The sequence below is a fragment of the Streptomyces fuscigenes genome, assembly GCF_021556455.1.
Lineage (GTDB): Bacteria > Actinomycetota > Actinomycetes > Streptomycetales > Streptomycetaceae > Streptomyces > Streptomyces fuscigenes.
The window spans coordinates 18,570-31,602 of the sequence record NZ_JAKGCV010000019.1; the positions used below are offsets into that span (position 1 = coordinate 18,570).

Below are 13,033 nucleotides of genomic sequence, written 5' to 3' on the forward strand. Positions count from 1 at the left end.
CGCCCGGGCACCTCGAAATCGTACAAGCGTGGCAAAGCCGTAAAGTGGACATATGGTGCACAGGCGTTCCACCACCGTCGCCGGGGTCCTGCTCGCCGGTTCCGCCGCGGCCTTCGTCGTGGGGCCCGCCGCCGGAGCCGCGGACCCGCCGGGCGCCGCGCGGGCCGCCACGGGGCCCTCGACCGTGGCCTCGGCGCTCAAGGGGGGCCCGGTCTACGTGGACCCCCGGGCCTCGGACCAGCTGTCGGGCTCCCAGGCCAACGCGATCGCCTCGAAGATAAAGGACGCGGACAAGCCGCTGTTCGTCGCCGTGCTGCCGAACAACTCCGACTTCCCGCCGGACAGCGTCCTGCGCACGGTACGCACCGACACCGGGATCACCGGCCTGTACGCGATTCGTCTCGGCTCCGGCTTCAACGCGGGGGCTGACTCCTCCGTCCTGTCCCGGCAGGCCGTGTCCAATCTGACCGCGGCCGCCAAGTCGGGCGGTCCCGTCTCCGCGAACACGCAGCTCAACAACTTCGTCGACCAGGCGCTCCCGCAGCTGCGCGGCCACGCCCCGGCCTCCTGGCACGGGAACTCGGCGGGCGGACCGGGCTCGGGCACGGCCCTCGCCGTCCTCGGCGCGGTGGTCGTCGCGGGCACGGCGGGCGTCTACGTGGTCTCGCGCCGCAACCGCAACCGGCGCGCGACCCAGGAGCGGGAGGCCCTGGAGAGCCTGCGGGTCGTCGTCGACGAGGACATCACCGCCTTCGGCGAGGAGCTCGACCGGCTCGACTTCCGGCCCGGTGAGGAGGGCGCGGACGACGCCATGCGCGGCGACTACGAGCGCGGCCTCGACGCGTACGAGACGGCGAAGCGGCGGATGGCCGCGGCGCGCCACCCCGAGGACGTGCGCGCCGTGACGTCCGCGCTGGAGGACGGCCGCTTCGCGCTCGCGTCCCTGGAGGCGCGCAGGAAGGGCGAGGCCCTGCCGCAGCGCCGTCCGCCGTGCTTCTTCGACCCGCGCCACGGCCCGTCCGTACGGGACGAGGAGTGGACGCCCAGCGGCGGGGTGCCCCGTGCGGTGCCGGTCTGCGCGGCGGACGCGGCCCGGATCGAGGACGGGGAGGACCCGCAGGCGCGGACCGTCGACACGGTCTACGGCCGGCGGCCGTACTGGGAGGCGGGGCCGGTGTACGGGCCGTGGGCCGGCGGCTACTTCGGCGGCGGCCTGCTGCCGGGCCTGCTGTTCGGCACGCTCCTGGGCTCGGCCCTGACGGGTCCCGCGTACGCGGCGGACCCGGGTGGGGCCGGCGACGTGGGCGGCGACGTCTCGGGCTCGGACTTCGACCCCGGCGACTTCGGAGGCGGCGGGTTCGGCGACGGCGGCGGCGGCTTCGGGGACGGCGGCGGTGGCGGTGGCGGCTTCGGCGGGGGCGACGGCGGCTTCGGCCTCTGAGCCGCCGGGGCGCGCACGGCCTGGGCCGGGCGCGCGGGCGGGTGCGGGGGTGCCGGATGGACGTGCGGCGGGGCCCGGTGGTGCCGGGTGGAGACGCGGCGCCGGCCGCGGGCCGGCCCGGGCGGTGCGGGGACGGGGAGGGCGCGCGTCCCGAGGGGCGCACGCCCTCCCCGGCGGCGGCGCGCGGCCGCCGCCCCCGCTCCCGTGTCACCCGCCCGGGTCAGGCGGCCGCGACCTGCTTGATGGCGGAGATGTCGAAGACGAGCTTGACCTTGTCGCCGACGAGCACGCCGCCGGTCTCCAGGGCCGCGTTGTAGGTGAGGCCCCAGTCGGAGCGCAGCAGCTCGGCGGTGCCCTCGAAGCCGATGCGCTGGTTGCCGAACGGGTCGGTGGCCGCGCCGTTGAACTCCAGGTCGATCGTGAGCGGCTTCGTGACGTCCTTGATGGTGAGGTCGCCGGTGATGCGGTAGGTGTCGCCGCCCACCTCCTCCGCGTGGGTGGAGCGGAACGTCATCTTCGGGAACGTCTCGACGTCGAAGAAGTCGCCGGTGCGCAGGTGGCCGTCGCGGTCCGGGGCGCCGGTGTCGACGGAGCCCATGGCGACCTCGATGAGGGCCGTGGAGTTGGCCGGGTTCGCGCCGTCGATCACGAGGGTGCCCTCGTGCTCGCCGAACTTGCCGCGCACGTTGGTGACCATGGCGTGGCGGACCGTGAAGCCGATCTCGGTGTGCGCCGGGTCGATGACGTACTCGCCGCTCAGGGCCGCCAGGGCGGGGTCGACCGTGCTCTGGGCGGGAACGGTGGCGGCTGCGGTCTCGGTGCTGGTCTTGCGGCCGAAGAGGGCCATGGCGTGCTCCTTCAGGAGGGGGGACGGTTGCGCGCCCGTCGAATGTGTTCCAACATTCAACGAACCGCTGACGCACACTGTAGGGCGTGCTCGTTCAAAATTCAACCAGATAGACCGAATGGGTGATGTCGCAGCGTGACTATGGGGACCCCACAACGGGGAGTGCCGCTCAACTGTCCGGTCGCCACCTGAGTCTCGCGGTTCTGTCCGGCTCCACCAGGAAACCGGGGGCGAAGACTGTGCGAATCCACGGCGCGCGCGATCCGCCACCGTTCGTAGGGTTGGTACATGACCGTAGTGGAGGAGATCCCTGGTGAGCCCGCCGATGCCAGGGGGCGCGTCGAGGAACTGCGCGCTCTGCGCGAGCGGGCCCGCCGAGGCCCCAGCGACCGGGCGACCGAGGCGCAGCACGCCAAGGGCAAGCTGACCGCCCACGAGCGCATCGCCCTGCTGCTCGACGAGGGCTCGTTCCGGGAGGTCGAGCAGCTGCGCCGGCACCGGGCGACCGGGTTCGGCCTGGAGGAGAAGAAGCCGTACACGGACGGTGTCGTCACCGGCTGGGGCACGGTCGAGGGCCGCACGGTCTTCGTCTACGCCCACGACTTCCGGATCTTCGGCGGCGCGCTGGGCGAGGCCCACGCCACCAAGATCCACAAGATCATGGACATGGCCATCACGGCCGGCGCGCCCCTGGTGTCGCTGAACGACGGCGCCGGGGCCCGTATCCAGGAGGGCGTCTCCGCGCTCGCCGGCTACGGCGGCATCTTCCAGCGCAACACCCGCGCCTCGGGCGTCATCCCGCAGATCAGCGTGATGCTCGGCCCGTGCGCGGGCGGCGCCGCCTACAGCCCGGCCCTGACCGACTTCGTGTTCATGGTCCGCGAGACCTCGCAGATGTTCATCACGGGCCCGGACGTGGTCAAGGCCGTCACCGGCGAGTCGATCACGCAGAACGGCCTCGGCGGCGCGGACGTCCACGCGGAGACCTCCGGCGTGTGCCACTTCGCGTACGACGACGAGGAGACCTGCATCGCGGAGGTGCGCTACCTCCTGTCGATGCTGCCGCAGAACAACCGGGAGAACCCGCCGGTCGCCGAGTCCGAGGACCCCGCCGACCGCCGCTCCGACACCCTGCTCGACCTGGTGCCCGTCGACGGCAACCGCCCCTACGACATGCGCAAGGTCATCGAGGAGCTCGTCGACGACGGCGACTTCCTGGAGGTCCACGAGCGCTGGGCCACGAACATCATCTGCACGCTCGCCCGCATGGACGGCAACGTGGTCGGCATCGTCGCCAACCAGCCGCAGTCCCTCGCCGGCGTGCTCGACATCGAGGCCTCCGAGAAGGCCGCGCGCTTCGTGCAGATGTGCGACGCCTTCAACATCCCGATCATCACGCTCCTCGACGTCCCCGGCTTCCTGCCCGGCGTCGACCAGGAGCACGGCGGCATCATCCGGCACGGCGCGAAGCTGCTGTACGCGTACTGCAACGCCACCGTCCCGCGCATCTCGGTGATCCTGCGCAAGGCCTACGGCGGCGCCTACATCGTGATGGACTCGCAGTCCATCGGCGCCGACCTCACCTACGCCTGGCCCACCAACGAGATCGCGGTGATGGGCGCGGAGGGCGCGGCCAACGTCATCTTCCGACGCCAGATCGCCGACGCCGAGGACCCCGACGCCATGCGCGCCCGCATGGTCAAGGAGTACAAGGCGGAGCTGATGCACCCGTACTACGCGGCCGAGCGCGGCCTCGTCGACGACGTCATCGACCCCTCGGAGACCCGCGAGGTCCTCGTGAGCGCCCTCGCGATGCTGCGGACCAAGCACGCGGACCTGCCGTCGCGCAAGCACGGCAACCCCCCGCAGTGACGCCCGCGAACGCCCCCGCCGACCTCGCCGACCCGCACACCCGAGGACAGGACACCATGAAGGACATCACCCCCGCGTCCCTGCTGCGCGTCGAGAAGGGCCGTGCCGACGCCGAGGAACTGGCCGCCGTCACCGCCGTGCTGATGGCCCGCGCCTCGGCGGCCGGCGGCGCGCCCGCGGTCGCCGCCCCCGGCCGCTCCGTCGCCCGCTGGCGCCGCCTGGAGCGCACCCCCGGCTTCCGCGCCCCGCACAGCTGGCAGGGCTGAGCCCCACCGGGCGCACGCGGCCGGGTGCCCCGCACCCGCCGCCGCCCGCGCGAAGGGCCCCGTACTCCTCGGAGTGCGGGGCCCTTTCGCGTTGCTCGCCCTGCCGGGCGCCTTCGTCAGCGCAGTCGTGCCATGAGGGCGTGTTCGACGAGGGTGATGAGTCCGCTCTTGGCGTCGGCGCGGTGGCGTGCGTCGGTGGTGATGATGGGGGTGTCGGGGCCGATCTGGAGGGCTTCGCGTACTTCTTCGGGGGTGTAGGGCTGGTGTCCGTCGAAGCCGTTGAGGGCGATGACGAAGGGGAGTCCTGAGTTTTCGAAGTAGTCGACCGCGGGGAAGCAGTCGGCGAGGCGGCGGGTGTCGACGAGGACGATGGCGCCGATGGCGCCGCGTACGAGGTCGTCCCACATGAACCAGAAGCGGTCCTGTCCGGGGGTGCCGAAGAGGTAGAGGATGAGGTCCTGGTCGAGGGTGATGCGTCCGAAGTCCATGGCCACGGTGGTGGTGGTCTTGTCTCCGGTGTGGGTGAGGTCGTCGATGCCGGCGGAGGCGCTGGTCATGACGGCTTCGGTACGCAGCGGGTTGATCTCCGAGACGGCGCCGACGAACGTGGTTTTGCCCACGCCGAATCCGCCCGCCACCACGATCTTCGCGCTGGTGGTTGAGCGGGCGGTCGCTGCGCCGCTAGAGCTTGCGAAGTCCACTGAGCACCCTTTCGAGCAGTGTCACATCTGGTTGACCGCCGGCGGACTCGTCCCCGCCGGGCTGATGGATGGCGACAAGTCCGGCCTCCGCCAGGTCGGCTACGAGGATCCGGGTGACGCCGAGGGGAATCGAGAGCAGTGCCGAGATCTCGGCGACCGACTTGACCTCGATGCAGAGCCGGCAGATGCGCTGGTGCTCGGGCAGTTGCCCGTGCAGCGACGACAGCTCCGCCGTGGTGCTGACCAGTGCCTCCATGGCGAGCTGGTAGCGGGGCCTGGTACGACCGCCGGTCATCGCGTAAGGACGGACCAACGGGTTGTGCGGGCCCATGGGTTCCCTGGTGGGCTCGGGGGCCCTCCGGGGAGCGATGGGCTGGATGCGTGAGGGCTCGTAGGGGCCCTGCGGCTGGTGCGGGGCCTGGTACGGGCCGCCCTGACCGCCCGCCTGGCCGCCCTGGGGCCCCGGGCCGGACGGGAAGCCGCCCTGGGCGCCCGGGTACGGCCCGCCCGGGCCGTTCTGGTAGGTCCCCCCGGGCTGCGCACCGCTCGGGTGCACGCCGGGATGGGCCCCCGGGTACCAGCCGCCGCCCTGCGGGGGGCCGTCGTACCGGGGGGTGCCGTGCCGCGCACGGCGGGGCTGGGCGCCCTGGTGGGGCCCGCCGTCGGGAGAGCCACCCGCCGCCGCGGAACCAGGCCCGGAGTGCCGCGGGCCGGGGTCACCGGGGTACCGGGTCCCGTCATAGGGGTACCCGTCTCGGGGTGTCGTCACTTTTCCTCCTCCGACTGCCGGCTGCCGGTCCCGCATCGCTGCGGAGCCGCGCCACCGCACTTTAATGGTGCGGTGGCGTGGAGCGCACTGTCTGTCAGTTGAGAAGACTTCCTTGGAGTTCGGCGCGAAGATCCGGTGTAAGTACGGTGCCCGCGCGGTCCACGAGCAGTGCCATCTCGTATCCGACCAGGCCGATGTCGGCCTCGGGGTGGGCGAGTACGGCAAGTGACGACCCGTCGGAGATGGACATGATGAAGAGGAAACCGCGCTCCATCTCGACCACCGTCTGGTTGACGGCGCCGCCTTCGAAGATCCGGGAGGCCCCCGCCGTCAGCGAGGTCAGCCCGGACGCGACGGCGGCGAGCTGGTCGGCGCGGTCCCGGGGGAAGCCCTCGGACATGGCCAGCAGGAGTCCGTCGGCGGAGACCACCACGGTGTGGGACACCCCGGGGGTGTTGTCCACGAAATTGGTGATCAACCAGTTGAGATTCTGCGCCGCCTGGCTCATCGGGCTCACACTAACGCTCCTGGTTGTAGGTACTGCCCGGGCCGCGGCCCGGTCTGTTCATGTCCGCCCCGGCGTCGCGGCCGCGCTGGACCCCGCTGCGCAGGTTGCTCAGCCTGCCGCGGACGTCCTCGGGCGCCCGGGAGACGGAGGGGCCCTCCTTCGGGGCCTGCTCCGCCGAGCCCTCGACCAGATTGGCCTTGGGCACCCGCTTCGGCAGACCCGACGAGGTCACCCCGCCGGCCTTGGGCTCGCGCAGCTTTCCGGCCCTGCGGAAGCGCTCGTCGTTCGCCGAGAGCGTTTCCTCGAAGTCGTCCGCCCCGCTGGGTCCATTGTGCCCATCGGACGCCGCCTGCGGGGCGTGTCCCGCACTACCGGTGTCCTGGCCCCGGGCCGGAATCTGCCGTTCCGGGCGAGGCTTGGCGGTGCCTCGGCGCGGCAGGCCCGCATCGGTGAGCGTGTGGCTGGCGCTCGGGGAGGGGCCGGGACCGGAACGCTCGAAGCCTAGCTGGTCGGCGCCTCCGCCGTCAGCGTCGGCGGCCGGTTCCGCATCCGGTTCGGGCGCGGTCGGGCGGGCCACGGGGTAGGCCCCCGTCTCGACCCACTCGCCCTGCTGGGAGCCTGTCCCGTAGTCGTCCCCGTACGGCGTCGGGGAGTCCTCGGGCAGGCCGAACGACGCCTCCGGATGCGGCTGCGCGCCGTGGCCGCCGTAGCCCTCGGCCCCCACCGGGCCCGAGGGGTTCGCGTAGGACTCGGGCCCGGGGTACGTCCCGGCCCCCGGGTACGCCCCCGGAGCCCCGTAGGACTCGGCGGTCCCGTACGCGTCCGCCGTCCCGTAGGCGTCCTGGGCGCCGTACGCCTGCGGCGCCCCCTGTGTGCCGGGCGTCCCGTACGTCTCGCCCGTGGGGTAGGCGGCGCCCTGCACGTAGTCGCCGTACGCCGCGCCCCGCTGGGGCGTGCCGTAGCCCTGCGGCCCCGCGCCGGGCCCGTCGCCGTAGGGCCGGCCGTCCGCGTACGGGTCCTGCGCCGGCGCCCCCTGCCCCTGTTCCCGGACGTCGTAGGGCGCCAGCCCCCGGTCGCCGTACGCCTGCCGCCCCTGCCCCGCGCCGCCGTACGGCTGCTGCGGACGGTCCTGCCGACCGCCGTACGCCCCGAACCCGGCGTCCCTCGGCGGGACCTGGCCGCCCTGCGCCCCTCCGGCGTCCCCGGGCCCCGCCTCGAGTGCCGCGGAGGGACGGTCCGACCTGGCCTCCAGCGCGGCGCGCCGCTCCTCGCGCATCAGCGTGCGGTTGACGGGGTCGAGCGTGCGCGCCTCCGGCGCCGTTCCTTGATCGTAGCGGGAGTCGTCGAAGCCGAGCTGCGCGGCGGTGAGCGCCGGACCCTGGCCCTGGAGCGGCCCGGGGGCGAGCGCCGACGGCTGCTCCGGGATGATCCCGGAGACCGTGAAGCCCTCCTCGGGCGCGGGCTCGCCGCCGCCGCCGTGCGTGATGGCGTCCGGCAGCATGACCAGCGACGTCGTGCCGGCCTGCTCGCCCGACGGGCGCAGCTGCACGCGGATGCCGTGCCGGTCGGCGAGGCGGCCCACCACGAACAGGCCCATGCGCTGCGAGACGGCCACGTCGACCGTCGGCGGGTTCGCCAGCTTGTGGTTGATGTCCGCGAAGTTCTCGGCGGTCAGGCCGATGCCCTTGTCGTGGATCTCGATCATCAGCCGGCTGTCCGGCAGCCGGGTCGCCGTGACCCGCACCTTCGTCTGGGGCGAGGAGAACGTCGTCGCGTTCTCCAGCAGCTCCGCGAGCAGGTGGACCAGGTCGGTCACGGCCTGCCCGTGGATGTCCGTCTCCGGCACCCCGGCGAGCTCGATGCGGTGGTAGGACTCGACCTCCGACGAGGCGGCCCGCAGCACGTCGACGAGCGGCACCGGCTGGTTCCACCGGCGGCCCGGCTCCTCGCCCGCGAGGACCAGCAGGTTCTCGCCGTTGCGCCGCATGCGGGTCGCCAGGTGGTCCAGCTTGAAGAGGCTCTCCAGCTGTTCCGGCTCGCCCTCGTGGTTCTCCAGTTCGGTGATGAGGGTCAGCTGCCCCTCGATCAGGGACTGGTTGCGGCGCGAGAGGTTCGTGAAGATGGCATTGACGTTTCCGCGCAGCATGGCCTGCTCGGCGGCCAGCCGCACCGCCTCGCGGTGCACCTGGTCGAAGGCGCGGGCCACCTCGCCGATCTCGTCGCGCGAGTCGATCGGGATGGGCGCCACCCGCATCGCCAACTGGTCCGGGTGCGCGCTGGCCCCGCTGCGTGAGAGCTGGTCGACCATGAGCGGCAGCCGCTGCTCGGCGACGCCGAAGGCCGCCGAGCGCAGGGCCCGCATCGCCCGGCTCATCTGCCGCGCCATGAGAGCGGCCAGGACGAACGCGAGGAGGAGGGCGAGCAGCACGCCGGCGCCGTTGAGGATCGCGGTCCTGCGGGCGTGCGAGGCGATGTTCCCCGCGTCGGTGACCGCCTTGTCCGCGAGGCCCCTCTCGATCGTGGTGTAGCCGTCGAACTTCGCGGTGGAGGCCGCCATCCAGGTCGTGGGCGTGATGCCCTCGCCCCTGAGCTGCTTGACGCTCCGGCCGGAGCCGATCGCGGCGACCATGCCGTCGAGCACCGAGCCGCCCGCGCTGGTGGGGGGCGAGACGTCGGTGGGCGCCGAGCCCTTCGGCAGGTGCTGCGCCGCGACCTTCTTCATGACGTCGTCCAGCCGGGCCGTGTCGGCCGCCGTGCCGCCGGACTCGTACTCCTCGACGGAGATGCCCTCCAGGTAGGCGTACGAGTTGAGGGCGACCAGCTGCCCGGCCCTGATGTCCGCCTTCTTGTTCGGGCGTACGAGCAGTTCCATGCCGATGGAGCGCTGGAGCGACTCGGCGGCCTTCGCCAGCTGGATCGCGTACAGCGTACGGCCGTAGCTCGTGATGTTCCCCGTGCCGAGGCCCAGCTCGTTGGAGAACTCCATCAGGGAGTGCTGGACCTGGACGTAGCCCTCCTGGGTCGCCACCGGGCCCCCGTGGCCGCCGCTCTTGTCCGGCGTCTCGATCGCGGTGCTGTACGCGGCCTGCCGCAACGGGATCAGCTTCGGCTCCACCGAGCGGAACAGGCTCAGGCGCCGTTCGAGGCGCGCCTCGTGGGGCATGTCGCGCACCGCGGCGTCGAAGCGCCTCTTCGCCTGGTCCGTCGCGGCCCTGGTGCGGCCGATCACCGGGTCGTCGCTGTGGCCGAGGAGCAGCGGCTGCGCGCTCAGGTCGCGCTCGTTCAGGAGCGCCTGGCTGTAGTCGGAGGCCGCCGTGACCACGCGGGCGGTGCGCTCGGCGTCCTGCGCCTCGCGCCAGGTGTCCACGGAGCCCTTGACCTGGAATCCGCCCATGACGAGGCCGACCAGCACCGGAAGCAGCAGAATGGCGTTGAGCCGGGTCGGCACCCGCCAGTTGCGCGGCGACAGGCGGCTGGAACTGCCCGTCGCCGAGTTGGGGGCGGCGCCCGACGGCACCGCTGCGCGTGGCGACGGGGCGGCCTCGCCCCGTGCCTCCTTAGCGGAGCTCGTCCTGCTTCGCCTCACTCGACCAACAACCTCTCGGCGGCGGCACCTGCGCTGTGCCGTGTTTCGTTTCGGGGCCGTAACGCAACCACTCGGGAGCCGTCGAATTCCAGCATGTGTCACGGCGGTGTTCCAAACAGCGGGAACGCGCCATTCCGAGTGATCCAGGCCTCGCATAAAGCGGGCTTAAGGGGTGAGGCCCCGCAAAAGGTGGGAGGTTGGTGAGCGCAGGGGAACCGGCCGACCGCAACGCGTTGCGTTACAGGGTTAATTCTGTGTCGAAACGTTATGAACGCAGCGGTGGCCCGTGTCCGAAGACACAGCCCACCGCTGCGGCCGCCTACAGCAACTGCCGTAGGAACCAGACTATTTGAGTCGTGCCATGAGGGCGTGTTCGACGAGGGTGATGAGTCCGCTCTTGGCGTCGGCGCGGTGGCGTGCGTCGGTGGTGATGATGGGGGTGTCGGGGCCGATCTGGAGGGCTTCGCGTACTTCTTCGGGGGTGTAGGGCTGGTGTCCGTCGAAGCCGTTGAGGGCGATGACGAAGGGGAGTCCTGAGTTTTCGAAGTAGTCGACCGCGGGGAAGCAGTCGGCGAGGCGGCGGGTGTCGACGAGGACGATGGCGCCGATGGCGCCGCGTACGAGGTCGTCCCACATGAACCAGAAGCGGTCCTGTCCGGGGGTGCCGAAGAGGTAGAGGATGAGGTCCTGGTCGAGGGTGATGCGTCCGAAGTCCATGGCCACGGTGGTGGTGGTCTTGTCTCCGGTGTGGGTGAGGTCGTCGATGCCGGCGGAGGCGCTGGTCATGACGGCTTCGGTACGCAGCGGGTTGATCTCCGAGACGGCGCCGACGAACGTGGTTTTGCCCACGCCGAATCCGCCCGCCACCACGATCTTCGCGCTGGTGGTCGAACGGGCCGTCCCCGCTTCGCTAGAGCTTCCGAAGTCCACTGAGCACCCTTTCCAGCAGAGTCACGTCGGGGGCGCCACCGGCTTCGCCGTTGCCCGGCTGGTGGATGGCGACCATGCCCGCTTCCGCGAGGTCGGCCACGAGGATGCGCGCCACGCCGAGCGGCATGCTCAGCAGCGCGGAGACCTCGGCGACCGACTTGACCTCACGGCAGAGGTGGCAGATCCGCTGGTGCTCCGGGAGCAGCGTCGCGAGGTGCGCGGGGTCCGCCGTGGTGCTGACCAGGGCCTCGATGGCGAGTTGGTAGCGGGGCCTGGTACGGCCGCCGGTCATCGCGTAAGGGCGTACCAGCGGCTGGTCACCCTCCGGCCCGTAGCTGGCGTCCACCGAGGCGCCGTACGGATCGTGCGAGGGGGTGGGCGGGGTCATTGATCCTCCGGGCGTGACAGCAAGATGTCTGCGTGCCGTCTGTTTGGCCGGTGGGGGGACGGCGCGGCGGCCTGACGGTTGGTGATCTGGGGCGGTTCCATCGGGGGCCTCAGTGCAACAGGCTTCCCTGCAGTTCGGCGCGCAGGTCCGGGGTGAGGACCGTGCCGGCGCGGTCGACGAGGAGGGCCATCTCGTAGCCCACCAGGCCGATGTCGCACTCGGGGTGGGCGAGTACGGCCAGCGAGGACCCGTCGGAGACGGACATCAGGAAGAGGAAGCCGCGCTCCATCTCCACCACGGTCTGGTTGACCGGGCCGCCTTCGAAGATCCGGGAGGCCCCCGCGGTGAGCGAGGTCAGTCCCGAGGCCACGGCGGCGAGCTGGTCGGCCCGGTCCCGTGGAAAGCCTTCCGACATGGCCAGCAGCAACCCGTCGGCGGAGACCACGACCGTGTGCGACACCCCGGGGGTGTTGTCCACGAAATTCGTGATCAGCCAGTTCAGGTTCTGCGCAGCCTGACTCATCGGACTCACTGACGCTCCTGCTGGTGAGAGGGGCCGAAGTCGAAACCGCCGCCGTTGGTACCGCCGGCGCCGGCGCTGCGGCCCTGCTGGATTCCCCGGCGGAGGTTGGTCAGCCGGCCCCGGACATCCGCCGGTGCACGCGACACCTGCGGGCCGGTCTGTGTGCTCTGCTCCTGCGCGGTGCCCGGCACCAGATTGGCGCGCGGGACCCTGCGGGGCAGGCCCGAGGTGGTGATGCCGCCGGCCGCGGGCTTCCTGACCCGCTCGGCCTGGCGCACCAGTTCGTCGTTCGGCGAGGCACGCCACGCCGAATTCGCTGCGGGACCCGTCGCCGGGACCCCGGACCCGTCGCCCCCGGTGGGGGAGGGTCCGAAGAGGGGGTCGGAGGCTGGGGCCGGGCCGCCGCGCAGGCCGCTGCCCGGATCGCGCCGGGGCATCGCCGGGCGCGGTCCGTCGGCCTGCTGCTGCTCGTGCCGCTGCTCGCCGCCGTATCCCGCGTGCTGCGGGGCGCCGCCGCCCTGGCCCTGGAGGCCCTGGGGAGAGCCGTTCGCGGCCGCCGCGTTGTCGCCGTTCTGCCCGGCGCCGCGGAACCAGTTGGTCTCCAGCGTGTCGTACAGCGGGGTACGGCCGTCGCCGGGGCTCGGCGCGGGAGGCAGCGCCTCCTGGTGCTGCGGGCCCCGGGCCTGCGGCTGCTGAGGCACGCCGCCCTGGGGACCCTGCTGCTGGTAGCCCTGCCGGCCGGCGTAGCCCTGCTGCATGGCGCCCTGCGGGCCCTGCTGCTGCCCGCCGGCCTGCTGCCCGGCGTAGCCCTGCTGCTGGTGCTGGTCCTGTCGGGCGTCGTACCCGGCGGGCGCACCGTTGTAGCCGTACGCCTGGTTCTGGCCGGTGTCGTAGGCCGGGTACTGCCCGGTGTCGTACGACGCCTGCGCGGGGCCCTGCGCCGGGTACTGGCCGGTGTCGTGGGGGCCCTGGCGGCCGCCCGCGTAGGCGTCGCCGCCCGCCTGGCCGTTCGCGTCGTAGCCCTGCTGCTGCGGGGCGTACCCGCCGCGGGTGTCGTACGCGGGGCCGGAGGCGTTCAGGTCCTGCCGGGCGAACTGGCCGGTCGCCGCCGGGTCCTGGGGGCCCTGCTGCTGCGGCCCGCCGGCGCGGGGGCCAGGCCGGCCCTGGGGCCCGCGCGCGGACTCCTGGGCGCCCGGGCCCTG

Annotated in this window: 11 protein-coding genes and 1 pseudogene; 3 read left to right on the forward strand and 9 right to left on the reverse strand. The window is 72.5% G+C overall.

The genetic code is table 11. The features are described from left to right. The first annotated feature begins 52 nt into the window (after positions 1 to 52). Positions 53 to 1,441, forward strand: coding sequence for a hypothetical protein (locus L1885_RS04235; protein ID WP_235795603.1), 1,389 nt, complete (start codon positions 53 to 55; stop codon positions 1,439 to 1,441). A gap of 220 nt (positions 1,442 to 1,661) precedes the next feature. Here L1885_RS04235 and L1885_RS04240 read toward each other — a convergent pair whose 3' ends face one another. Then, the gene (locus L1885_RS04240; protein WP_235795604.1) at positions 1,662 to 2,288 is read right to left on the reverse strand and encodes a YceI family protein; all 627 of its coding nucleotides are present in this window, start codon (positions 2,286 to 2,288) and stop codon (positions 1,662 to 1,664) included. 288 nt (positions 2,289 to 2,576) lie between these two features. Between L1885_RS04240 and L1885_RS04245 the strand changes: the two genes are divergently transcribed. Continuing rightward, positions 2,577 to 4,160: an acyl-CoA carboxylase subunit beta gene (locus L1885_RS04245; RefSeq protein ID WP_235795605.1), complete on the forward strand. Its 1,584-nt coding sequence runs from the start codon at positions 2,577 to 2,579 to the stop codon at positions 4,158 to 4,160. Positions 4,161 to 4,216: 56 nt separating this feature from the next. Next, the gene (locus L1885_RS04250; protein WP_235795612.1) at positions 4,217 to 4,426 is read left to right on the forward strand and encodes an acyl-CoA carboxylase subunit epsilon; all 210 of its coding nucleotides are present in this window, start codon (positions 4,217 to 4,219) and stop codon (positions 4,424 to 4,426) included. Between the two features lie 116 nt (positions 4,427 to 4,542). On the opposite strand, the gene L1885_RS04255 is transcribed toward L1885_RS04250, so the two are convergent. The 8 genes and pseudogenes from L1885_RS04255 to L1885_RS04290 form a co-directional block, all read right to left on the reverse strand. Continuing rightward, a complete protein-coding gene (locus L1885_RS04255) occupies positions 4,543 to 5,127 on the reverse strand; it encodes a GTP-binding protein (RefSeq protein ID WP_225012907.1) in 585 nt (194 codons plus the stop codon). After that, entirely contained in the window at positions 5,108 to 5,683 is a 576-nt protein-coding gene (locus L1885_RS04260; protein ID WP_235795606.1) for a DUF742 domain-containing protein, read from the reverse strand. The genes L1885_RS04255 and L1885_RS04260 overlap by 20 nt, the downstream gene beginning before the upstream one ends. 307 nt (positions 5,684 to 5,990) lie before the next feature. Next, positions 5,991 to 6,404, reverse strand: coding sequence for a roadblock/LC7 domain-containing protein (locus tag L1885_RS04265; RefSeq protein ID WP_026057603.1), 414 nt, complete (start codon positions 6,402 to 6,404; stop codon positions 5,991 to 5,993). 10 nt (positions 6,405 to 6,414) lie between these two features. Continuing rightward, positions 6,415 to 9,990, reverse strand: coding sequence for a sensor histidine kinase (locus tag L1885_RS04270; protein WP_235795607.1), 3,576 nt, complete (start codon positions 9,988 to 9,990; stop codon positions 6,415 to 6,417). Between the two features lie 345 nt (positions 9,991 to 10,335). Continuing rightward, a complete protein-coding gene (locus L1885_RS04275; protein ID WP_235795608.1) occupies positions 10,336 to 10,920 on the reverse strand; it encodes a GTP-binding protein in 585 nt (194 codons plus the stop codon). Then, entirely contained in the window at positions 10,901 to 11,308 is a 408-nt protein-coding gene (locus L1885_RS04280) for a DUF742 domain-containing protein (protein ID WP_235795609.1), read from the reverse strand. The genes L1885_RS04275 and L1885_RS04280 overlap by 20 nt, the downstream gene beginning before the upstream one ends. Positions 11,309 to 11,417: 109 nt before the next feature. Further along, positions 11,418 to 11,831 carry a roadblock/LC7 domain-containing protein gene (locus L1885_RS04285; RefSeq protein ID WP_030351794.1) on the reverse strand — a complete coding sequence of 138 codons (414 nt, stop codon included), beginning with the start codon at positions 11,829 to 11,831 and terminating at the stop codon, positions 11,418 to 11,420. Between the two features lie 5 nt (positions 11,832 to 11,836). Beyond that, a pseudogene (locus L1885_RS04290) lies at positions 11,837 to 13,033 on the reverse strand (hypothetical protein); the annotation flags it as partial.

Excerpts from the sequence above, each read along its gene's own strand:
- L1885_RS04235 (WP_235795603.1), top strand. The coding sequence starts at position 53 with ATGGTGCACAGGCGTTCCACCACCGTCGCCGGGGTCCTGCTCGCCGGT.
- L1885_RS04240 (WP_235795604.1), bottom strand. The coding sequence starts at position 2,288 with ATGGCCCTCTTCGGCCGCAAGACCAGCACCGAGACCGCAGCCGCCACC.
- L1885_RS04245 (WP_235795605.1), top strand. The coding sequence starts at position 2,577 with ATGACCGTAGTGGAGGAGATCCCTGGTGAGCCCGCCGATGCCAGGGGG.
- L1885_RS04250 (WP_235795612.1), top strand. The coding sequence starts at position 4,217 with ATGAAGGACATCACCCCCGCGTCCCTGCTGCGCGTCGAGAAGGGCCGT.
- L1885_RS04265 (WP_026057603.1), bottom strand. The coding sequence starts at position 6,404 with ATGAGCCAGGCGGCGCAGAATCTCAACTGGTTGATCACCAATTTCGTG.
- L1885_RS04280 (WP_235795609.1), bottom strand. The coding sequence starts at position 11,308 with ATGACCCCGCCCACCCCCTCGCACGATCCGTACGGCGCCTCGGTGGAC.
- L1885_RS04285 (WP_030351794.1), bottom strand. The coding sequence starts at position 11,831 with ATGAGTCAGGCTGCGCAGAACCTGAACTGGCTGATCACGAATTTCGTG.